The sequence below is a fragment of the Flavobacterium sp. MR2016-29 genome (assembly GCF_015350695.1).
Lineage (GTDB): Bacteria > Bacteroidota > Bacteroidia > Flavobacteriales > Flavobacteriaceae > Flavobacterium.
Window position 1 is genome coordinate 485,936 of record NZ_JADKPU010000001.1, and the last position, 21,751, is coordinate 507,686.

The 21,751-nt window shown below is 33.1% G+C and carries 19 protein-coding genes; 6 read left to right on the plus strand and 13 right to left on the minus strand.

Annotated elements, in window-relative coordinates; genetic code table 11:
• The first annotated feature begins 67 nt into the window (after window positions 1-67).
• The 3 genes from IR010_RS02240 to IR010_RS02250 are packed head-to-tail and all read left to right on the plus strand — an operon-like array spanning window position 68 to window position 1,893.
• Complete coding sequence (locus IR010_RS02240) at window positions 68-451, plus strand: hypothetical protein (RefSeq protein WP_029269737.1); 384 nt, start codon at window positions 68-70, stop codon at window positions 449-451.
• Window positions 452-469: 18 nt separating this feature from the next.
• The gene (locus IR010_RS02245; RefSeq protein WP_194601219.1) at window positions 470-1,336 is read left to right on the plus strand and encodes a chromate resistance protein ChrB domain-containing protein; all 867 of its coding nucleotides are present in this window, start codon (window positions 470-472) and stop codon (window positions 1,334-1,336) included.
• Between the two features lie 56 nt (window positions 1,337-1,392).
• A complete protein-coding gene (locus IR010_RS02250) occupies window positions 1,393-1,893 on the plus strand; it encodes a hypothetical protein (protein ID WP_194601221.1) in 501 nt (166 codons plus the stop codon).
• Between the two features lie 27 nt (window positions 1,894-1,920).
• Here IR010_RS02250 and IR010_RS02255 read toward each other — a convergent pair whose 3' ends face one another.
• Both IR010_RS02255 and IR010_RS02260 read right to left on the minus strand, forming a co-directional pair.
• On the minus strand, window positions 1,921-2,394 hold the full coding sequence (locus tag IR010_RS02255; protein ID WP_194566526.1) for a hypothetical protein: 474 nt from the start codon (window positions 2,392-2,394) through the stop codon (window positions 1,921-1,923).
• 232 nt (window positions 2,395-2,626) lie between these two features.
• Entirely contained in the window at window positions 2,627-3,121 is a 495-nt protein-coding gene (locus IR010_RS02260) for a TlpA family protein disulfide reductase (protein WP_194601224.1), read from the minus strand.
• 155 nt (window positions 3,122-3,276) lie between these two features.
• Between IR010_RS02260 and IR010_RS02265 the strand changes: the two genes are divergently transcribed.
• Window positions 3,277-3,579 (plus strand): ArsR/SmtB family transcription factor, encoded by a 303-nt coding sequence (locus IR010_RS02265; protein WP_194601227.1) that lies wholly within the window; start codon window positions 3,277-3,279, stop codon window positions 3,577-3,579.
• Window positions 3,580-3,585: 6 nt separating this feature from the next.
• On the plus strand, window positions 3,586-4,692 hold the full coding sequence (locus tag IR010_RS02270; protein ID WP_029269723.1) for an NADH:flavin oxidoreductase: 1,107 nt from the start codon (window positions 3,586-3,588) through the stop codon (window positions 4,690-4,692).
• 230 nt (window positions 4,693-4,922) lie between these two features.
• Here IR010_RS02270 and IR010_RS02275 read toward each other — a convergent pair whose 3' ends face one another.
• The 6 genes from IR010_RS02275 to IR010_RS02300 form a co-directional block, all read right to left on the minus strand.
• On the minus strand, window positions 4,923-6,062 hold the full coding sequence (locus IR010_RS02275; protein ID WP_194601229.1) for an acyltransferase family protein: 1,140 nt from the start codon (window positions 6,060-6,062) through the stop codon (window positions 4,923-4,925).
• A 70-nt stretch (window positions 6,063-6,132) separates the two neighbouring features.
• Window positions 6,133-6,780: a DUF1349 domain-containing protein gene (locus IR010_RS02280; protein WP_194601231.1), complete on the minus strand. Its 648-nt coding sequence runs from the start codon at window positions 6,778-6,780 to the stop codon at window positions 6,133-6,135.
• A gap of 148 nt (window positions 6,781-6,928) precedes the next feature.
• A complete protein-coding gene (locus IR010_RS02285) occupies window positions 6,929-9,145 on the minus strand; it encodes a glycoside hydrolase family 3 C-terminal domain-containing protein (RefSeq protein WP_194601233.1) in 2,217 nt (738 codons plus the stop codon).
• A 206-nt stretch (window positions 9,146-9,351) separates the two neighbouring features.
• Entirely contained in the window at window positions 9,352-10,995 is a 1,644-nt protein-coding gene (locus IR010_RS02290; protein WP_228515068.1) for a DUF6377 domain-containing protein, read from the minus strand.
• Between the two features lie 239 nt (window positions 10,996-11,234).
• Complete coding sequence (locus tag IR010_RS02295) at window positions 11,235-13,499, minus strand: acyl-CoA dehydrogenase (protein WP_194566536.1); 2,265 nt, start codon at window positions 13,497-13,499, stop codon at window positions 11,235-11,237.
• A 238-nt stretch (window positions 13,500-13,737) separates the two neighbouring features.
• A complete protein-coding gene (locus IR010_RS02300; RefSeq protein WP_194601235.1) occupies window positions 13,738-14,655 on the minus strand; it encodes an EamA family transporter in 918 nt (305 codons plus the stop codon).
• 99 nt (window positions 14,656-14,754) lie between these two features.
• Between IR010_RS02300 and IR010_RS02305 the strand changes: the two genes are divergently transcribed.
• Window positions 14,755-16,173 (plus strand): PLP-dependent aminotransferase family protein, encoded by a 1,419-nt coding sequence (locus IR010_RS02305; protein WP_194601237.1) that lies wholly within the window; start codon window positions 14,755-14,757, stop codon window positions 16,171-16,173.
• A gap of 63 nt (window positions 16,174-16,236) precedes the next feature.
• Here the strand turns inward: IR010_RS02305 and IR010_RS02310 are convergent, their stop codons facing one another.
• The 5 genes from IR010_RS02310 to IR010_RS02330 all read right to left on the minus strand — a co-directional run bounded on the left by IR010_RS02310 (window position 16,237) and on the right by IR010_RS02330 (window position 21,536).
• On the minus strand, window positions 16,237-17,184 hold the full coding sequence (locus IR010_RS02310; protein WP_029269710.1) for a bestrophin family protein: 948 nt from the start codon (window positions 17,182-17,184) through the stop codon (window positions 16,237-16,239).
• Between the two features lie 45 nt (window positions 17,185-17,229).
• Window positions 17,230-17,952, minus strand: coding sequence for a hypothetical protein (locus IR010_RS02315; protein WP_194601239.1), 723 nt, complete (start codon window positions 17,950-17,952; stop codon window positions 17,230-17,232).
• A gap of 77 nt (window positions 17,953-18,029) precedes the next feature.
• Window positions 18,030-19,433, minus strand: coding sequence for a sensor histidine kinase (locus tag IR010_RS02320; RefSeq protein WP_194601242.1), 1,404 nt, complete (start codon window positions 19,431-19,433; stop codon window positions 18,030-18,032).
• Window position 19,434: 1 nt separating this feature from the next.
• A complete protein-coding gene (locus IR010_RS02325; protein WP_029269704.1) occupies window positions 19,435-20,109 on the minus strand; it encodes a response regulator transcription factor in 675 nt (224 codons plus the stop codon).
• Window positions 20,110-20,264: 155 nt separating this feature from the next.
• On the minus strand, window positions 20,265-21,536 hold the full coding sequence (locus IR010_RS02330) for a BamA/TamA family outer membrane protein (RefSeq protein WP_194566546.1): 1,272 nt from the start codon (window positions 21,534-21,536) through the stop codon (window positions 20,265-20,267).
• Window positions 21,537-21,751 lie beyond the last annotated feature (215 nt).

The following is a 21,751-nucleotide window of genomic DNA, read 5'->3' on the forward strand; positions in this document are numbered from 1 at the left end:
ATACATTATTAAATGATTCGCATTTGATGTAATTTTAACAAGAAATTGAACCAAACTTAGTATTACGATGACTGTTATTAAAGATGAGAATTCGCTGTTAGACGCCATTAAGCGAATTGATGAGAAAATTGATAAACTTAACGATCAAAAAATAATCGCTTTTTTTGAATCTCTTGGATTAACTGAAAGAGAAGATGTACCAAAAGATTTCCTTAGCTGGGAAACGATTCTTGTTGTGGTACCAAATCGCCATATTTCGCATGAATTAAAGTATTTTAAATATTCAATCGCAAGACTTTCTTTTGTTACGAACCCAAATGCGCAGGAAATACATATTTTTGATTTTAATGTATGGAAAGCTGTTACCCGAAACAAAACACAATTTCAGATCAGAGAAATGCTGAAAACTAGTTTTGGCGGTGTTCGCAATATAATTGAAGGTATGAATTAATTTTTAAGTCTTCTAAAAATGAAATGGATTACCCGCGAAAGGCCAAAAATTGATAGAATTGCATGCCCGTGGCTGATCAAAAAATTCGTTGATGCTGATGCTGAATTTATTTATGTTCCGTTTAGTGAAGTTCTGAATAAGGCAAAAGAATTAAACGCTATTCCGTTTGATATTCCGAATGTCGAATTCACACATTATAATGAAGAATGTACTTTTGATTACATTGTTAAAAAGTATCAAATTAAGGATCCTGCCATTTTAATTATAGCAAAAATTGTTCGTGGTGCCGACACAGACCAACATGAAATTGCAAAGGAATCTGCTGGGCTTTGGGCGATTTCTGCTGGGCTTTCGCACAATATCACAAATGATTCGGAATTATTACAAAATGGAATGATACTTTATGATGCACTCTATACGTGGGCAACGCATTTGTACAAACAAAATCATTTACAAAACAATCCTTTTGAAAGCCTCCTTCATGAAGTTTATAAAAAGTTTTTAATCGAAAAGAAATCAGCTCAAAAAACACCTTCGTGGGTAAAAGATTTAAAAGAAATAATTCAAGACCAAATTGATACACAGTTTGCTTTTGATCTCAAGAAAATCTCAAATGATTTAGAATTAAATCCATCTTATTTATCAAGAGAATTTTCAAAATATTTTGAAGATTTAAATTTTGGAGAATATGTTCGAAAATTACGAATCGAAAAAGCCATAAATCTTATTCAGAATTCTACTTATACACTTACTGAAATCGCTTACATGACGGGCTTTTCAGATCAAAGTCATTTTACCAGGATTTTTAAACTCCATACTGGCAACAATCCTTCTTCGTATAAAAAAAATACACTAAAAAGTAATTCAGATACAAAAAGTAAATAGTGTTCTATTTATAGTTTTATATTCCTGATAGTTTTGTTTTACTAACAAAAACTATTATGAATTCATTAAAACACATTTTCTTAATCGCATTATTTTCTTTTTGCACTGGTGCTTTTTCTCAAACGGTCTATCCTAAAATAACAGGCTATTTCGGGATCATGCATCCTCTTGTAACGATTAGTAATGAACAAACGAATGTAAATTTCAGAGATTACTATGCTGTAGGTTTCCCTACTGGAATTAACATCTGGAAAAATCAAAAAATTGGCTTTTCATTCGAAGTAGTTCCCAATATAAAAGCACAAGGCGGAAGTGATAAAGTAACAAATTTATTGTTTCATCCGGGCGTATTGGTTGCTTTAGGAAACGGTTACACTTTTGCAGGAAGAGCCGCTTTTGAAAGCAGTGGAAGATACGGAGTAACTCCTGTATTAAACAAAACTGTAATAAAAAGCGATAATTGCAGTTATTTTGTTGCCGTGCCGCTTCCGGTTCGATTTGGCAATGATCATCCAGCTACATTTACAGTTGGTTTTCAATTTGGAATCTCTTTTTAAAATCAAATTTAGAATTTCATTTTTAACTTATTTCTTAATTTCAAAAATCTTAACGAACTTTTGCTCTAATTTTTTTCCTTTTCTTTCCTCTTTCCATCTTGAATAGAAAATCACAATAAGCAAAAACAAACTGACAATGGTAGATGCGCGCCTAAGTCCCTTGCCAAAAAAGAGGAAAAATATATTAATGGCAATTAAAAAAACGACAGGAGAGAATCTTGTCCAAATCAATTGAAATTTACTGTTTGGTTCAACAATGTAATTTACTTTAAGTATATCGTTTACATTCTTGTAATTCCCTCTTAAAATAAAATAAGTTGGTGATGTTGGTGAATTTATGGTTAATCTAAAACTCTTATCATCAAAAAGTCCATAAAAAGGTTTTGTTCCTCCAAATCTTGGAAATATTCTAAAGAGATTTAATTTTACCCTTAGAGAACCAATTTCTGTATTATCTTTTAATCTTGTTCGAAATTCCGACAAACTAAGTTTTGATTCCATTTAAATTCAAATTTAAAATCTCTATTCCTTATTCAAAAAATATTGAAATAAGTGAATTTATTTTATTGATAAAATAACAGCGAAATACAAGCAATCCTAATTTCAGAAATCCTGTTAAACCTTCAAAAATGACACAGGATTTCTTTATAATCGTTATAGTAAGCAAATAAAAATGGCACCAAAAAGACTAGAATGATTAGTACAGATATTATGTACTGTTTCAATTATATTTCTACTGTGCCGCCAGCAAACTCTTAACCATTTCATTCAAAGCATTTCCGTGAATATTTTTGGCTAAAATAATTCCGTTTTTATCAATTAAAAAATTTAGCGGAACTGATTGAAGCATATAATCTGTCGCTGCAGGAGATTTCCAATATTTTAAATCGCTTACTTGAATCCAAGGAGATTTTGTTTTTGCTAAAGCACCAAGCCATAATGGCTTTTTAGTATCCATTGAAACGCTGTATATAGATAATTTTCCAGGATAAGCATTATACAATTTTAATAATTCTGGCTGTTCTTTAATACAGGGTCCGCACCAAGATGCCCAAAAATCAATAAGTACTAAATCACCTCGTAAAGAAGTAAGTGCAACGTTATTTCCTTTTGTATCCGGAAGATCAATTTCTGGAGCAATATCTCCTACTTCAAGTCCTACAACTTGGGCTTTTGAAGAAGTTATAACAAAACATACAAATGCTAAAATGTGTAAAGTTTTTTTCATAATTGATTAAGTTTATTTATTTGGGGCTTTTTAATCTATAAGCAAATATAAATTTTCTTTATTAAATCTTTCAAAATTCAGCTCCTCCATCTTAAAATTATCCTAAATATTTTTTACTTAATTGATATATCGGGAAAAGTCGATATATTTGCAGCATGGAATATATAGAAATTTTTAAGGCACTGTCTAACAAATCCAGATTACAAATGCTGGAATGGCTGAAAGAACCCGAAATAAACTTCCCTGATCAATTGCAGCATGCTGGATTTGAACATGGCGTTTGTGTTGGGCAAATTCAAGCAAAAGCTGGCCTGACACAATCGACAGTTTCAGAATATTTGTCGATTTTACAGCGTGCCGGATTTATCGAAGCAAAGCGCGTTGGACAATGGACCTACTATAAACGCAACGAAGGTGCCTTTGAAGCACTCAGTAAATTAATTCAAACTAATTTGTAAATTACTATGAGTACAAACAACCTATTTTCTCCATTTAACTTAAAAACGTTAAATCTTAAAAACCGAATCGTAATGGCGCCAATGACGCGCTCATTTTCTCCAAACGGAGTTCCAACTGATGCAGTAGCTTCTTACTACCAAAAAAGAGCTGAAGGTGAAGTTGGATTAATATTATCTGAAGGAACTGTAATTGACAGGCCATCTTCCTCTAACGATGCCAATGTACCACATTTTTATGGCGAAGCGGCTTTAAACGGCTGGAAAAAAGTAATTGATGAAGTTCATGCAGCCGGAGGTTCAATGGGACCACAGATTTGGCATATGGGAATTATGGATAATCATCATTCTGGATGGGTTCCTCCTGTTCCATTTGAAGGTCCGTCTGGATTAAATAGACCTGATTTCAGAAATGGAGTTTCTATGACTGAAAAAGATATTGAAGATACTATCCTTGCTTTTGGAAAAGCTGCTGCCGATGCCAAAAGATTAGGTTTTGATACTATCGAAATTCACGGTGCACACGGTTATTTAATCGATCAGTTTTTTAGAGCCGAAACGAATCTACGTGAAGATATTTACGGTGGAAAAACATTGCCGGAACGTAACCGTTTTGCTATTGAAGTAGTAAAAGAAATTAGAAAACAAGTTGGGAATGATTTTGCTGTTATTATGCGTTTTTCTCAATTTAAACCTTCTGATTACAATTATAAATTGGCTAAAAACCCACAAGAATTAGAAGCTTGGCTTACACCGCTTGTTGATGCTGGTGTTGATATTTTACACTGTTCACAACGTCGTTTCTGGGAACCAGAATTCGAAGAATCTGACTTGAACTTTGCAGGATGGGCTAAAAAAGTTACTGGAGCACCAACAATTACTGTTGGTTCTGTTGGACTTTCTGGTGATTTCTTTGGTGCTTTTGCAGGAGAAAGTTCACAGCCAACTTCTTTAGAAGAATTAAACAGACGTTTCGACAGAGGTGATTTTGACTTAGTTGCTGTTGGAAGACCATTATTATCTGATCCAAATTGGGTTGCAAAAATCAAAGCTGGAAAAACAGATCAACTGAAAGGTTTCAGTAAAGAAGCTCTAGGAGAATTGGTTTTAGAATAAGTTTTTTTAAGGTTTAAAGTAACAAAGGAAGCAAAGGTGCAAAGTTTTCACTTTGAACTTTTTTTATTTTGGCTTCTCCTAAAATATAAAAGGGATGAAACTTTTAAGGTTTCATCCCTTTTTGAATTTCTATAACTAACAAAATAGAAATTCATTTTCATAAAGGTTTAGCTTTACAATCCGACGAGGCTTCGGGATGAAATCGAAGATTTTGCTTTGCTCCTTTGAATCTATGAACCTCTATTACTTTTTTGAAATTTACTTTGAAGCCAGTTTCTAACTGGTTCATCGTATAATTTTAAACATAAATAAGCGATTACAATGCTTGAAATTAAAACTCCGACTCCCACAAGACAACCTTCATTTAAGGTAATTTTATTGTCAACGACCCAAGCAGTAAACCAGTAAATTAAGGGATAATGTGTAATGTAAATTGGGTACGAAATATCGCCCAACACTTTGCAGATTTTAATCGAAAACGGATTATTAATTGCTCCTCCTGCTCCTATAGAAACAATTAAAGGGAAAACTAAAATAATACAAATTGATTCGTATAAGCCGTTCATCCATAAACTGTTTTCGTCTCCAATTCTTGGTATAATAAGCACTGCAGCAATAAGCAAACTGCAAATCCAGAAAGCACCTTTTATGTGAATTAATTTTCCTAAACGAGAAAGCAAAATTCCCGCAAAAAACGGATACAGTAATCGAGTAAAGCCAACATTCATCTGCTCAAAATTTAAAGACCAGCCACCAATTACATCACCTTTGGGTCCAAAGACAGTATAATTAATGAGTAACCCAGCAAATAACAATATAAAAATTCCCAACACTTTATTTGAGAATTTACGAAAGAACAAAGCATATAAAATATTGGCAATATATTCGAAGAAAAGTGACCAAGCCGGTCCGTCAAGCGGATGCATTTCGCCCCAGCCTCTAATTTCCATCGAGGGAGGAATAGGAAGCAAAGTAAAACCAACAATCATGGTTAGAATCAGTTTCCAAATGGGCATTCCGGCAATCTGCGGAAATAAAATATCTGAGGCCTGAAAATAGTAGAATATGGCGCCAATTATCATTCCCATAATGACCATAGGCTGTAATCGAATTAAACGTCGCTTGTAGAATTCCCATTGCGTCATTCTACCCCAGCGATCATCATAAGCGTAGGCGACAACAAATCCAGATAAAAGAAAAAAGAAATCAACAGCCAAATAACCGTGATTAATGATTTGTACAAAACGGTTTCCGCCTGCAAAAGCTTCAAAAATATGAAAAGCAACAACTAAAATAGCAGCAACTCCACGCAATCCGTCTAGGATTTCGTAATGTTTTTTAGGTTTTATATCTGTAGAAATAGAATTCATAAAATGGTTAATTATTAATTGTTAATGGTACGTTTGCAATTAATAATTGATAATTTACAATTAACAATTATTACTGGTGATTCTTCAGCCATTCCAATCTCCTCTGATCTGGCAAATGTTTTACTGTAAAATTTTCGAACTTAGCCTCAAATCCTTTTCCGTCTGGCGAAGCTGCCATTAGACCAACCATTACTGGCGTATTATCTTGCAATGGCGCATTTCTCGTCAAGATGTAATTTTTATCATCGTATGAAAAGAAAACTTCAACAGCATCTAATCTTCTGACAACTTTTATCCATACAAATGGAGGTGCTTTTTCTAGAGTTGTTACGCTCCAATCGCTTTTATCGTGCGTAACAACGGTACTGATATTGAATTTACCATCAACAAATTCAACTCCAGTTTTGATGTAGTTTTTTTCATCAACTCGGATCATTAATCCCATTTGGTCAAAACGGGCAATGTAATTTCCTGTTATTTTAACCTTCGCTTCAAACTCTCCTCCGTAAGTTGCGTAATAAAAAGGCGCATCATCCACAGTAAATCCGTAATGTGAAATTCGCCAATAATCGCTGCTTGCCGTTACATTCATCATCAAAGCATTGTTTTTAATTTCCCATTTTTCAGGTTCATTAAACCATTGCATTTTATTTAAAGTCTGCGCTGAAAGGTTCTGAAACAATACAAAACCAATCGTTAATAATAATATTCGTTTCATTTATAATTTGATTATTTATTTTAAAAAAAAGCAAAACTTCTAACGTTTCACATTTATCATTTTTACATCTAACTTTTTAAGACAAAAGCAAAGCCGCAACTTTTTACAATTGCGGCTTTACAACCAACCAATTTAGAAAATAATGAAATTATTGAAGTGAAAAATTCACTTTAGATTTTATATCTGTTGATGATGCTCCAATAATAGCTTCAAAAACTCCCGGTTCAGCAACCCAGTCGTGTTTTTTATCATCGAAGAAACTCAATGCCGTTTTATCAATTGTAAATGTCACTGTTTTTTCTTCTCCCGCTTGAAGCGAAATTTTATCAAATCCTTTTAATTCTTTAATCGGACGAACCAAAGAAGATTTTAAATCACTGATATAAAGCTGTACAACTTCTGAACCTTCACGGTTTCCTGTGTTTTTTACTTTTACAGAAAATGTAATTTGATCTCCAGCAGCCATTTGTTTTTTATCTGCCGTAACTTTTCCGTATTCGAAAGTAGTGTAGCTTAAACCGTGTCCGAAAGAAAATAATGGTTTTGCTTTTTGTTTGTCTGCCCAACGGTATCCTACAAAAATACTTTCTTTATATGTAACTTCTTCTCCACCAGGAAACTCTCCTAAAGCATGCGCTCCGTTATCAGACAATTTTACAGGAAAAGTAAACGTTAATTTTCCAGACGGATTTACATCTCCAACCAAAACAGCGGCCAAAGCATTTCCAGCTTCAGTACCTAAAAACCAGCCTTGAACAATTCCTGGAACTTCTTTCACCCACGGCATTGCCACAGCATTTCCTGAAATATTTACAAAAACAACATTTTTATTTACCTTAACTAAATCTGTAATTAATTTATCTTGATTGTACGGAAGTCCTAATTCTTTACGATCATGTCCTTCATCATCTTGGTTTTCACTTTTGTTTAAACCTCCAATAAACAAAACAATATCAGCATCTTTAGCTGCTTTCAAAGCTTCTGCTGTTAATTCAGCTTGTGTACGTTTTTCTTCTAAACTTACTTTTGCAATAACACCATTATAATTGCTTGTCGGATCTCCAACATAACCTCGAGCATAAACGATTTCAGCCTGATTTCCGATTCTCTTTTTCAGACCTTCAAGCGGTGTAATTTCATATCTTGCTTTCAATGAAGAACTTCCTCCACCAACAGTCATCATTTTAATGGCATTCTCGCCAATAACCGCAATTTTCTTAGTTTTAGAAAGATTAATTGGTAAAATATTATTGTTGTTTTGAAGCAATACAATTCCTTCTTCAGCAATTTTTAAACCAGCATCAGCATGTTCTTTAGTTCCGAAAGATCCAAAAGGGCGATTTTTATTCATCGTTGTTAGAAAAGACAAACGCAGAATTCGACGTACTTTTTCATCTAATTCTTTAGTTCCTATTTCTCCTTTTCTGATCATTTCAGAATATGGTTTTGCCAGATAATAGTTGTCATATGCATTACTTGTTCCCCAAGAAAGTCCGTTAGTCCAGGAACCAAATTCCATATCTAAACCATTATGAATAGCTTGTTTTGTATCATGAACTCCACCCCAATCTGAGATTACAACTCCTTTAAAACCCCATTCTCCGCGAAGAATATCATTCAGCAAAAACTCATTGTGGCAGCATTGCTGTCCTTTAAATTTATTATAAGATCCCATGATTGCCCAGGCGTCTCCTTCTTGAACAGCTGCTTTAAAAGCTGGAAGATAGATTTCGTATAATGCACGATCGTCGACAATTACGTTTACCGTATTACGGTTTGTTTCTTGATTGTTTAATGCAAAATGTTTTACGCATGCAGCAACTCCATTTGATTGTACTCCTTTAATATAAGGAACCACCATTTTTGAAGTCAAGAACGGATCTTCTCCCATATATTCGAAATTACGACCGTTTAATGGCGTTCTGTAAATATTTACTCCTGGTCCTAATAATACATTTTTGTTACGGTAACGTGCTTCTTCTCCAATTGATTTTCCATATAAGGAAGCTAAGTCTTTGTTCCAAGTTGCAGCAAGTGCTGTAAGAGCCGGAAATGCAATACAAGAATCGTTTGTCCAGCCAGCCTGATCCCATTCGTCCCATTTAACCTCAGTACGAATTCCGTGTGGTCCATCGGTCATCCAGTTTTCTGGAATTCCTAAACGCTGTACACCTGGCGAACTAAATTTAGACTGCGCATGAATAATGGCAATTTTCTCAGCTGTGGTCATCTTAGAAAGTGCATCTTCTACACGTTCATTAATTGGCTTTTTATCATCAAGATAAACCGGAACTTTATTCTGTGCATTTACACCGAACGAGCTCAACAAAAGTAAAACAACAATTGTTTTAACGTTTTTAAACATAACTATTAATTTATTAAAGCATTTATTTATAATGAAAGTACTTGAAGTCAAAAGTACCTTATAATAATATTGTAAAGCTAAAACGTTATAGTTCGTGTTGGAATTTTAAACCAAAAAAAGTAGTAAAATAAAAAATCAATTTACTGAATATCAATTAATTAATAAAAAATAAACAGCAAAAAAAGTAGTACTTTTAAAATAAATAATTAGACTTTCAAGGAAATTAAGCCTATTCTCATGACCATTTCTTCAAAATCATTTCTCGAAACAGCTGCTTTATTTCTTGCTCTGGTACGATAATTATAAATCGTGCTTAAAGAGTAGCGAAGAAAGGCTGCAATTTTTACACTATCTGTAATTCCGAGTCGGATTAAAGCGAAGATGCGAAGCTCGGTATTGAGCAGTTCTCCTTGTTTCAAAACAATTTGTTCTTCATTTATAAGCAGCGCGTTAAAATCTTTTACAAATGTTGGATACAGATTCAAGAAAATAATATCGAAGTTCTTGTACAATTCTTCTAATTCGTTATCAACTAAGGTTGTAGATTTTAGAATTTTATAAATTTCATCAAATTGTTTGGCTGTTGCTTTTTTATTTAAAATAATGCGGTAATTCTCCAGCTTATTAATGTAGGTAGAACATAAATTGAAAAAGTGCGCAATATATTCTTCCTTAATATGATTCGATTCTGAAAGCTGGGCATTACGTTCCTGCAACTGATTATTTGTTTCAGTAATATCTTGGTTTAATTCAGCTAATTTTTGACTTGTAATAAAAAGTTCTCCACGAATTTTTGAGACTTTTTTCATTTGCTTGTACACATAAATCACGGCTACAATCAAGAATACGGAAAGAATACTGATGAAAAGCAAATACAATTGCAGCTGCATTTTTCGTTTTGCTTCTCTTTCTAAATAAGCAGTGTTTATAATCGAATAAACTTCGGACATTTGAAGTGTACGAAACTGAACATTACAAAAAAGAGCATCAGCAATTGCAGATTGTGTCAATTTGTAGGCCATATCTACATCGCCCGTTTCAAAATATGCCAAAGCCAATTCCTGCAATGAAGCATTGTCTTTGATGGCATGTTTAATATCTGAAACAGCCGAAAGTGCGTAGTATTTTTTTCTTAATTCTGATTGATGCTTTGTTTCATAAATACTTCCTAACAAATAGCCAATCATGGCATATTGCGTGTTATCCTGATCTGCTGTTTGTAACAACTGCATCAATTTTTTTTGAGCAATGCCAAACCTTTTATACGAAATATGTCTTTGAATCAGATTAATTTTATACTTGAGCGTTTTCGGATCTAATATTTCTAATAAAGAATCTCTGTATCTCCTGATTTGCTGAATGTAAATTTCATCATAACTATTTGCCACATAATGCTCATAAAATTCTCTGTAAGCTTCGTAGTATTGAGGAAGCAATGTTTTTGACAATTCTTTTTTATTAATTCCTTTTAAAAGAGCTTCAGATTCTCTGTATTTTCCTGAAGAAGAATAAAGTGTTGCCAATTGAAGTTCGGCTTGGTCTTTTAAATCTTTATTTTGAAGTTCACCCGAAAGTTTCAAATTCTTTTTTACGTAAAAAATAGCCGAATCAGAATTAAACTTTTGATATTCTGTATATAACGTTTTATTATAATTGTACTCCTGCTCTTTCGTCAAATCATCAGATTTGATTTTCTTGAAGTTTAAAATGCGCTCTTCTTTTAGCTGCACATACCGCTCCTTATTTCTCAAGGCATCATTCAATTTTGATAAAATAGTATCTGTACTATCCAATGCATAAACAGGAAAGCAAAACAAAATAATTGTTAGAAACAGAAAATATTTTTTCAAGCTGATGGGTAATAAATGAGACTTACAAATATAGTAAAGTGATTACATAAAAAGGAATTATTTATAAGATGATATTTTCATCTAAAACAGTTTAAACTCTATTTCAAAACATGTCTACTTATAGCAGTGACATAAAATTATTTATTTCAAAAATACAGAGGGATAAAAAAAATAATTCCAAGTTGGTTCTTCAATTTGAAGAATAACTTGGAATTAGTAGATTTCTAAATTTTTAAAGTTTAAATATTTACCGCAATTGGCGCTGCTAAACAACTTTCCGGAATATCAAAAGCATTTACTAATGCAACTGCATCTGGACGAATGTCCCAACACAATTGGTTAACTATTTTACGAACTGCTTTTGTTTTTACAGCCTCCATATAACCGTCTTCAAGATACCAGGCTTTATTTTTTTCTATCTGCGAAAGTGCATATAATTGATATAATTTGATCAAGATTTCTTTTGATTTTTCATCTTCAACGGTTTTCATGACTTCTTGAAATTGCTCTAAAACAATTCTTTCCAAATATGCCTGCGCCACATCAATCATTTGATGCTGTACAACATTAAAAGCATCATAAGGTTCTAAGCCTCCATCAACTAATTTTTTGATACGTCTGGCTGCTGATGCCAATATTGTTTTTTCTCTATGTATAAAAGCCTGCAAATGAAATTCGCTATCAAGCAAATGTTCATCATCTGTTCTTCTGGTAGCAATCGGATTTTTCTCTGCTATGGCTGTTTTTGCATTTTCATAAACATAATTTATGATTCCAAGCGATCCCATTTCGCCAAAAGATTTTCTGAATTCTGATAGGCGATTTTTAGCTACTAATTGCATCAAAACTGTGTTGTCACCTTCAAAAGTGGTATAAATTTCGGTATCATTTTTTAGCGCGTCGATTCTATTTTCAGATAAATACCCTTTACCACCGCATGCTTCACGGCATTCTTGCAAAATATCTCGTGTACTCCAAGTCGAATATGATTTCATTCCGGCTGCTAACGCTTCGATTTCCTGCATTTCTGCTTCGGTTTTATTCAAGAATCGTTTTGTAAGGTATTGCAAAGCAAAATGTACTGCATATGTTTTCGCTAAATGTGGCAATAGACGGCGCTGGTGCATTCTGTAATTTAAAATCGGAACTTCTGATCCGCCTTCTGGCCCAAATTGTCGTCTTTGATCGCTATAACGAATTGCGATTGTTAAACCAGATTTAGCTGCTGCCAAAGCCGAACGCGGAATACCAATTCTTCCTCCAACCAAAGTTCCCAGCATCGTAAAAAAGCGACGGTTATCACTCGGGATTGGACTTTCAAATTCTCCTTTATCATTTACAGAAGCAAATCTGTCCAGCATATTTTCTTTCGGAATTACAACCTGATCAAAACTAATTGTTCCGTTATCAACGCCATTTAGTCCCATTTTATGACCGCAATCACCAATTGTAACTCCCTTCAAAGTATTTCCACTTGTATCGCGCAAAGGAACCACAAAAGCATTTACGCCGTAATCGTGATTATCAATTATAAGTTTAGCAAAAACAGTAGCCATTTGTCCGTGAACTGCAGCGTTGCCAATATATTCTTTTTGTGCTTTTTTGTGTGGCGTATGAATCGTAAATGTTTGATCCTTATGATTGTAAGTAGCTGTTGTTTCAAGACCTTTTACGTTTGAGCCATGATGCGTTTCAGTCATAGCAAAACAGCCTGGAATTTTTAGAGATCCAATATCTTTTAAATATTTTGCATAATGTTTTTCGGTTCCAAGCGATTGAACACTCATTCCCCATAATCCAAACTGAACGCCAAATTTTATCACTAAACTTAAATCGTGATAACTCAAGGTTTCCATAATAGCAAAATAATCGGCTATGTTTTCTCCTCCGCCATATCGCTTTGGATATGCCATATTTCCAAGATTTTCTTCTGCCAATATTTTACACCAATCGTAAACGGTTTGGCGGTAAACATTTACATCTGTCGAAGTTTCGTAAGCAAATTCAGGTCTCGAAATAACTGATTTTACTTTTTTAATTATTGAAGCTTGCTCACCATCCAAAAGTGATGTTATTTTTTGAATATCAAAATTGCTGTTGGTTTGGGAACTTGCAGTGAAAGAAGCTGCTTTAGTCTTAAAGTTCTGAATTGCTTCTTCTCCTAAAAATCCCAAATCGTTCTCTAGTTTTGTAAAATCAGATTTTAAAGCATTTATATCTAAATCTTTATCTGACAATGCAACTGCAATATCAAAAATAGATTTTATAGAAGATTTGTCTTCGATGTGCGACTCAATATCGAGTTTCCATTGTGCGAGTTCATTTCGCGAAGGCGGATTTGAAATGTCAACTTTAGAAAGAAGCTGTTGTTTTTCTTCTGGCGAAAGCCAAGTTAAAGCATTTATAAATTCTTGAATTGTAGCAAATTCTTTTTGAGTTAAAAGATCGTCAGACCATACTAAATAGAATAAAGGAAGAAAGGCTTGGAGTTTTGTATTTTTCATAAAATTTTCGAATCGGTTTTGTAATAGGTTTTTGTTGCGACTGATTTCATATATTAAAAAAATTTTTGAGGTAATTAAACCAAAAAAAACTTTAAAATTAGTAATCTGTTACATTATTTTTACCACACTTTACTGCATAAAAAAAACAGAAATGAAAAATACTCATTCCTGTTTTAAAACCCTGTTAAGATTCTTGTAATTTTATTTTTAAACCAATAAAAAGTATGCAAATTACATTTTAAACCGAATCTTTAGACGACAGGATATATTTTTGTTTTAAAGCAAAAAGATGATGCGAGTTAAAAACCAAAACAGCTATAAAAATGATACCGTAAGCACTTATCTGCAAAGCTGATATTTTTTCGTGGTAAACAAAATTTGCTAATCCAAAAGCGATCATTGGGTTGATGTTTAGCAGCATTCCTACAGTTGATGAATTAATTCCAGAAAGCGCATATAAATTTAGGAATAAAGGAAATATTGTAAACAAAATCGCTATTGTTTCGATACAAAAATAGAACTTGAATTCAGTCGGAACCGGTCCGCTGTATGCTGGATAGAATGGCAGTAATACCAAAGCCGCTAAAGTAATATGAAATGTAAGCACAATGAATTTATCAAAACCTTTGTTCACACGCTGACTAACCAAATAACAAGCGTAAGTAAATCCGATAATGATGCTGAAAAACATATCCATAATATCAGCATATGACAGCAATAAACAGCCCGAAATACTCAATCCGACAGAAATCCATTGTGTTTTGCTTAATTTTTCATGCAAAATAAAATAAGCCAGCAAAGTGGTTAAAATTGGGCAGACCAAATACGCCAAAGAAGTCGCTTTTACGCTGACATGATTCATAACATATATAAAAGTGAACCAATTAGACATTAAAAAAACGCTTCCGCCTATGTTTAGCAAAATTGCCTTTTTCTTTTCAGAAGCTGATAAAGATTTGAAGATGGAAATAGTATCCTGAAGCGTTTTTCTTTTAAATAAAAAACAAATCAAAAGCATTAAAATACTGCAACTAAATACTCGGAAGAACAAAATATCCAGCGATGCATATTCGTGAATAGGTCTTAAAACCAAACTGAAAAATCCCCAAATGGTGTATGCGGTAATTGCTGCTATGTAGTATTTTGTTGTTTTCACAGGAGTTATTTTGATTATTTCTGATAAAGCAAATTTCACAAAAATAAAACAGCAATACAGATACAGTTTTTGTAAATTGCACCATAACAGTTTTTTTTTATGAAAAATTCAAATTACTTGTATTTGCAATTTGCAGATCGCATCGAAAAACAAATAAAATCAGGTGTACTAAATGTTGGCGACAAACTGCCTTCTATACGTGAAGTCTGCGCTGAAACGGGCTATAGTATGAGTACAGTAAGCAAAGCCTATTATGAAATTGAAAGCCGATCATTGATAGAATCAAGACCACAATCTGGCTATTATGTGAGCAATACTTCGGCTAGAATTATTACTGAACCTTCGGCAAGCAAACCTATTTTAAGCGTTCAAAACATCGACAGACAAGACTTAATTGATCAGGTTTACGGCAATATGACAGATAAAAATATTACGATGCTTTCTTTAGGTTTTCCATCAAATGAATTGCTGCCAATTGCTAAATTAAACAAAGGAATGGTTCAGGCCATGCGTCAGCTTACAAACAGCGGTACGAGTTACGAGCAAGTACAAGGAAATCAGAATTTAAGAAGAGAAATTGCAAGATGGTCTTTTACGTGGGGAGGCTCACTGACCGAGGAAGACATTATTACAATGCCAGGCTGTACAAGCGCTATATCACATTGCTTAATGACACTGACCAAACCTGGAGATACTATTATTACAGAGAGTCCTGCTTATTTTGGCATTTTGCAATTGGCTAAATCTTTGGGTTTATATATTATGGAATTGCCGACAAATATGACAACTGGAATTGAATTAGATGCGTTAAAAAAAGCGCTTTCTTCTAAAAAAGTTAAGCTCTGTTTATTGATGAGCAACTTCAGCAATCCGTCTGGAAGCATGATGCCAACAGAACATAAAAAAGAAGTAGTTCGATTGATGGAATTTTACAATATTCCGCTAATCGAAGATGATATTCACGGCGATTTGTATTTTGGCTCTAGCCGACCATCTAATTGTAAAACTTTTGATGAAAGCGGTATTGTACTTTGCTGCAGTTCTGTTTCTAAAACATTGGCACCGGGTTATCGCGTGGGCTGGGTTTCTCCAGGTAAATTCAAAAAAGATATTCTGCGAAATAAAATTTATCACACGCTCTCCTCGCCTACTATTACGCATGAAGTTGTGGGCGATTTTCTTAAAAACGGAAGATATGAAAATCATCTTCGCAAAATTCGCCAGATTTTAAATCACAACTGCAACAATTACATTAATACCGTTTTAGAATCTTTTCCGGCGGGAACTAAGGTGAGTCAGCCTCAAGGCGGTTTTTTTCTTTGGGTTGAATTAGATAAAAATGTAGATACCGGAGCTTTTTATCATTTGGCCATGAAACAAAAAATCAGCATTGCGCCGGGAAGAATTTTCTCTCTGCAAAATCAATTTTCGAATTGCATGCGATTGAGTTTTGGTTTGCCTTGGACAAATGAATTGCGTCAATCGATACAAACTCTCGGAAAACTGCTCGATTCGTAAAACTAAAAAACCAGACAACATAATTGCTGTCTGGTTTCCAACTAATCTAATTCCAACATTTAATTATAAAACAAAGTAGGCGTCTGCTGGCGCTTTTTTGGTTTCAGGTTTAAGGTCAAATTCCTTAATAATATCGAATTCACTTTGATATTCATTAAGCATTTGCATTAAGTTCTTTTCGATTGTATTCGAAATTGCAGTAACAGGCGTGTCTGTTGGTCTGTTCTCGAAAGGATCTTGTAAATGGATTGCCATTTTTTCAATTAAGAAAAATGTTCCTCCAATAATTGTAATCAACGGAATTGCAAACCAGCTCAACAAACTGATTAATCCGAAAGGCAATAAAAGAATAAACAAACACAATGTCATTCTGATATACATGCTGTAAGTTGTTGGAAAAATGGTATTTTTAATACGCTCACATTTCCCCATTGCGTCACATAATCGTGTTATGGTTTTATCTATTTCTACTTGCTGATAAGTATTTAAACGTTTGTCTTTTCTGGCAATTCTCAAATCTCTAGAATGAAGCAATAAGATCGCATTCGGGACATTCTGATGATTTTTTACAAAGTTTAATTCTTCTTCACTTATAAATTCTTTGATTGGTTTTATGGCATCTTTATTTCGTAAAGCCTGCCCTAAACTGTAACACCATGCAATTTGTCGTTTTGTAAAATTCTCTTTGAATTCATTTGCTTCTACAGAAAATTCAGGGTCTTTATAAAAAGTCAGCATTTGTCTTACCAAAGTTCTCGACTCATTTACGATTGATCCCCAAATAATTCTGGCTTCCCACCATCTGTCATAAGCCTGATTCGATTTAAAAGCCAATAACAGCGAAATAATGGTACCAACCATTGTTGGAATTGCTATCGGAATATCAACTGAAATATTAATAAAATAGTGATGAAAAATTTCAAACAAAATTGTATAAGTCATTACCAGACCTAATTCTACTTTAATTTTCCCGAGAACGTACTTCATTGGAATTCTTTTCTTTAATAACATATTTTCGGTTTTAAATTAAACTTGCGTTTTTTGAAGAAATTTGGATTAAGCCAATTCCTCATAAAGTGAAAGAACCGGAAGTCCGAGTCTTTCGTTTATATTTTCTTTTTTAGTTTTATTGAATTTTATCTTTTCTCCTTTACGAGTTTCAACTAACAAATCGATGTCGTATTTCGAAATTGCTTCAGATAAATAAGGCGCAAAATTTTCGTAATTATCATCAAAATTTGATGTTTGGCTTACAATTTCAAAAGAGAAATTTTCAGTTACAAACTGCTGCACATCTTTAACATGCATATTTGCATTGGCGTTTTCAATATAAAGTGCTTTATTAAATCCATCTTTCGATTCTTCTGATCCTAAATGCAAAATCGGGCATTTTTGATTTCCGGCTAACTGAATTAAATATTGATGAATTCGTTTTGTTTCTTGTTTATAAGAATTAGTCAGAATAACTAATTTTACAGAGAAATGCTCGATAATACGTTTAAAAATTGGCGATGAAAGTCCGTATTGATTATGAACTTTTAATTTGCAATTCGGAATACGATCAACAATATATCTGCACGTTTCTAAAATTTCTTCTTGACTTGCAGTAAGTCCCGTTTTCATTTCGCGCAAAAAATAAGATGACGAATACGAATCTGGAGTTTCAGCGCTTATCATTAAAATGATTTCGCAATCTGAATCTTTCGATTGGTTAACAGCCGATTTTACGGCAGAAATTGTATCGTCTTTTAATGTGGTTGGTATAAGGAAACTTTTCATAAGTATAATCGTTTAGTTTATACATACAAAATAACTCCCTGTAAATTAGAAGGGTCTTAATCTAAAATTAGAATTTTCTAAGATTCAACATTAGAATTTTTAATGTTGGGATTTTTGATTTTTGACTTCTTGAAAATAATAGTTACAATAGTCCCTTTATTTTGCTCTGACTGTACTTGTATCTCACCGTCGTGCATGCGGATAATTTTTGATGCCAACGGCAAACCTAAACCGTAACCAATATATTTAGTGGCAATTTTTCCTCTAAAGAAAGGTTCATACAAATGCGGAATATCTTCTGGCGGAATTCCAATTCCGATATCATTAATAGAAATTTTAATCACTTCCTTATTTGCTGAAAGTGTTACAAAAACTTCGTTATTATCCGAATATTTTACTCCGTTTGTCACAATATTGTTAATTGCTAACTCTAAAAGAGGCTTGTTGCACGGAATTAAAAGCAAATTAGAATCTTTTGGAGCAAAATTAAACTTCATGCTCACGCGATTGTCGGGATAAATTTTATCAAGATCTGATTTTACATCCATCAAAAGCTCATCTATACGTGCTATATCTAAAACTTGCTTTTTGCCGTCGTAACCTGTTTGAGTCAGTTTTAATAGACTTTCTGTTAAGTTTCCTAATCTAGAAGCCTGACTGTAAATATTTTGCAATGACTCAATATATTCTGAAACTTCTCGCTCTTTAAGCAACATAATTTCAGACTCGGCAATAATAGTTGTAATTGGCGTTTTTAATTCGTGAGAAGCATTATTAATAAAATTCGCCTGAATTTCAAATGAAGTTTCTAATCGGTCGAGCATATCATTAAACGTTTCCGTAAGATCTGAAATTTCATCTGAGTTTTTAACTTCCGGCAATCTGTTGTGGAGATTTGAAGCACTGATTCGGTTTACTTCTTTGGTAATTCTAGCAACAGGATTTATAACACGTTTCGCTAAAAAACGTCCTAAAAAGAAAGCGAGAAGAATAAATCCGATACCGCCAAAAAATAATATTTTTACAATATAAATCGTTGTGGTTTTTCCTCTTCGGTCACGTGCGGCAACAATTACAATATATTTCTGATTGTTTTCTGTAAAAACCTGTCCTAAATAATATTTGCTGTTAACCTCAAAATAATCTTTGCCTGTAGTTAAAATATTAGTATAAAACTGATTTGGCAAATTAAGAGCAGTATTATAATCAAAACTATTGGCACTGTTTATTTTAAGAACAAATTCTTCCTCTTCTATAAGTTCTTCGAGTCCGTTCTTTTTAAGATTTTTATAGTATTTTATTTTTTCAGGATCTTTTTGAAAATGAATCGAAGCTACAATTTTAGCTCTGTCTTCTAATCTTTTTAAGAAGTGATAACGGTTATTTTCTCTAAATAAAACGAAAACAATAATACACAATAATAATGTACTAAAGGTAGACAACGCTACATAAGTAAAAGTAATTTTTTTTCTTATATCCATTTTATGGCTGTATAACATAACCTAAACCCTTCATGGTATGAATAAGTTTGGAATTAAAAGGCTTATCTATTTTTTTTCTCAAGTAATTGATATACACATCAACAACGTTAGTATTCATATCAAAATTAATGTCCCAGACATTATCTAAAATTTGATCGCGCGATACTATTCTGCCTGTATTTTTGGCCAAATAATACAATAATTTAAATTCTTTCGCAGTCAAGACAATAGATTCTCCGTTTCTTTTTACGGTTTTAGCTTTTCCATTAATCTCTAAATCTGCAATTACGATAGTATCTACTTTTTCAGTTTCCTGATTTGCTCTTCTGTTCAAGGCATTTACTCTTGCATCGAGTTCTCCAAATTTAAAAGGCTTCACTAAATAATCATCAGCACCAGCGTTTAATCCGGTTACAATATTTTCTGAAGTTCCTAAAGCGGTCAAAAGTAAAATTGGGACAAAATTTTTGCTGGCACGCAATCTTCTGCAAATTTCGATTCCGTTGATATCGGGCAGCATAACATCTAAGACTACAACATCAAAATTGTAATTGTGAATCATTTCGAGAGCTGTTTTGCCATCGAGAGCCACGCTGACTTCGTTATTGTTTTCGGCAAAACCTTTACGCAGAATGGATAAAAGATTTGGTTCGTCTTCGACTATTAATAATTTCATCTAAATATTTCTATTAGTAACAAAAATAAGAATTGAGTTTAAAAATCTAAATGGCAATAGTTGTAAATTATGATTTAATTATGAACAGTTGAACATATAAACCAATAAAAAAAATGAGCTTTTAGTATTTCGAAATGCTTTTAGAATATTTTTTATTAGAAAGTTTCGCCGGCATTCAAATAAAAACCTTTTGAATTATTGCCCCAAGCGTAGTCTACAATTAGATTCGTTCGGGTTGCTTTATCGATTAAAATTCGTAATCCTGCACCAAATGAAGGCTGAATATATTGAAAAAGATGGATATTTGTATCTGGATTATTTGCGGTTACAAAATTGGTAAAAACCGTACCGCTAAACATTTGATTACAGGTAATTGGAAAGCGAAATTCAGTTGAAAGATAAACTAAATTCGTTCCTCTAAACAATCCCTGTGTATACCCTTCGGCGCTTCGGCTTCGCTGGTCCCAGCCATTTGCGGGCAGGTTTAAATACGGAACTTTTCCTCTGGTTACAAATTGTCCGTAGGTCCAAAGTGCCAAAATATAGCCTTTCTTTTTTGCCGAAAGCGGAATAAAATTTCGATATTCTGTATATAAAACATTACTGTATTCCTGATTTTTAAACAATACGGGATTAAATCTATAATTAATATTGGCAAACCAGCCGTGTGTAGCATTAATTTGATTGTCTCGTGAATCGTATACCAAATTAAGACTTACGCCCGTTAAAAAATATTCTAAATTATTGAATCCATATTTTTGACTGTAATCATAATGATACGTAGATATTCCATTTGCAATATCTAATTCTTTATCTTTTATAGAAGTATACCAGTCGATATTTACACCACCTCCGACATAAAAATTAGGTTTTACCTCAAAAGAAGCCGTTTGGTGAAACTTAAAATAATTATAATCCATTGGCTGAGCAAGCGAATCAATACTAAAATTTGGTTCCTGATCGCGTCGAGGCGGAATAATATTAGTTCCTAAACCGTAATTGGGCTGTGAAAATATATAGATTCTATAATCTCCGTTTAGAAATATCTTATTGTTTTTTAGAAGAATACTGTTTTTAATATTGACCAGCCACTGTTTTTTTGTTGTATAAGTTATGCCCACATTGGCAATTGAATATTTAGCTGCTTTTTGTTTTCCTTTAAAAGTATATTGTGCTACACCACCAAAAACAAATCCGGTCGCCGGCTGAGAACCGATCACTGGAATAACTAAAAAAAAGCTGTTTTTTACAGGTTTAATTACATGAACAGAATCTTTTTTTGTAAAAAGTTCGAAGAATGTTTTTGGTGGACAAATTTCGGAACCGCCTGATTCAATTTGAGCGATCAAACTGAATTGAATAAAGAAGAACAATCCTAAAAGGCTGTATTTATTCTGAAAACAATTATTTTTTAAAATTTTTATCATCTAAGAATTTTAATTTTCTGAAATAACATCAATTGCTATGTAAATATAACGCTTATTTTCAACACTTTATAAAACTAAAATTATATGTAGACTTTCTGAAAAACCCGTTCTATATTTAGAATAAATTATTTTTCAAATTACTATTGAAATAAAATCTTATTCTGTTTCTTTTTAAGCTTTTAGGAATTACGCAAATTATCAGTTTCAATTATTTT

What these genes read in the sequence shown, in the direction of transcription:
- IR010_RS02240 (WP_029269737.1), top strand. Translation starts at nt 68, where the DNA reads ATGACTGTTATTAAAGATGAGAATTCGCTGTTAGACGCCATTAAGCGA.
- IR010_RS02245 (WP_194601219.1), top strand. Translation starts at nt 470, where the DNA reads ATGAAATGGATTACCCGCGAAAGGCCAAAAATTGATAGAATTGCATGC.
- IR010_RS02250 (WP_194601221.1), top strand. Translation starts at nt 1,393, where the DNA reads ATGAATTCATTAAAACACATTTTCTTAATCGCATTATTTTCTTTTTGC.
- IR010_RS02255 (WP_194566526.1), bottom strand. Translation starts at nt 2,394, where the DNA reads ATGGAATCAAAACTTAGTTTGTCGGAATTTCGAACAAGATTAAAAGAT.
- IR010_RS02260 (WP_194601224.1), bottom strand. Translation starts at nt 3,121, where the DNA reads ATGAAAAAAACTTTACACATTTTAGCATTTGTATGTTTTGTTATAACT.
- IR010_RS02265 (WP_194601227.1), top strand. Translation starts at nt 3,277, where the DNA reads ATGGAATATATAGAAATTTTTAAGGCACTGTCTAACAAATCCAGATTA.
- IR010_RS02270 (WP_029269723.1), top strand. Translation starts at nt 3,586, where the DNA reads ATGAGTACAAACAACCTATTTTCTCCATTTAACTTAAAAACGTTAAAT.
- IR010_RS02275 (WP_194601229.1), bottom strand. Translation starts at nt 6,062, where the DNA reads ATGAATTCTATTTCTACAGATATAAAACCTAAAAAACATTACGAAATC.
- IR010_RS02280 (WP_194601231.1), bottom strand. Translation starts at nt 6,780, where the DNA reads ATGAAACGAATATTATTATTAACGATTGGTTTTGTATTGTTTCAGAAC.
- IR010_RS02285 (WP_194601233.1), bottom strand. Translation starts at nt 9,145, where the DNA reads ATGTTTAAAAACGTTAAAACAATTGTTGTTTTACTTTTGTTGAGCTCG.
- IR010_RS02295 (WP_194566536.1), bottom strand. Translation starts at nt 13,499, where the DNA reads ATGAAAAATACAAAACTCCAAGCCTTTCTTCCTTTATTCTATTTAGTA.
- IR010_RS02305 (WP_194601237.1), top strand. Translation starts at nt 14,755, where the DNA reads ATGAAAAATTCAAATTACTTGTATTTGCAATTTGCAGATCGCATCGAA.
- IR010_RS02310 (WP_029269710.1), bottom strand. Translation starts at nt 17,184, where the DNA reads ATGTTATTAAAGAAAAGAATTCCAATGAAGTACGTTCTCGGGAAAATT.
- IR010_RS02315 (WP_194601239.1), bottom strand. Translation starts at nt 17,952, where the DNA reads ATGAAAAGTTTCCTTATACCAACCACATTAAAAGACGATACAATTTCT.
- IR010_RS02320 (WP_194601242.1), bottom strand. Translation starts at nt 19,433, where the DNA reads ATGGATATAAGAAAAAAAATTACTTTTACTTATGTAGCGTTGTCTACC.
- IR010_RS02325 (WP_029269704.1), bottom strand. Translation starts at nt 20,109, where the DNA reads ATGAAATTATTAATAGTCGAAGACGAACCAAATCTTTTATCCATTCTG.
- IR010_RS02330 (WP_194566546.1), bottom strand. Translation starts at nt 21,536, where the DNA reads ATGATAAAAATTTTAAAAAATAATTGTTTTCAGAATAAATACAGCCTT.